The following is a 241-nucleotide window of genomic DNA, read 5'->3' on the forward strand; positions in this document are numbered from 1 at the left end:
GTTTCAAGTCCACCTTCAACCACTTCCTGCTCAGGCAGCAATTCGAGCAGCTGGCCCGGCTCGACCCGATGACCGGCCTCTTCAACCGCTCGGCGCTGGCGAGCGACCTGACGCGGATGATCGCCGATCGGGGCGATCGCCTGGTGGCGATCCACGCCATCGATCTCGATCACTTCAAGGCCGCCAACGACAGCTTCGGCCATCCGGTGGGGGACGCGCTGCTGCGGGAGGTGGCGGCCCG

At 66.8% G+C, this 241-nt stretch carries 1 protein-coding gene; it reads left to right on the top strand.

Annotation, left to right across the window (positions count from 1 at the left end; genetic code table 11):
* The coding region (locus RMT89_RS45125) for a GGDEF domain-containing protein (protein ID WP_315889548.1) at positions 1-241 on the top strand (241 nt) is incomplete at both ends.

Source organism: Streptomyces sp. P17, from assembly GCF_032436805.1.
In the GTDB taxonomy this organism is placed as follows: Bacteria; Actinomycetota; Actinomycetes; order Streptomycetales; family Streptomycetaceae; genus Streptomyces.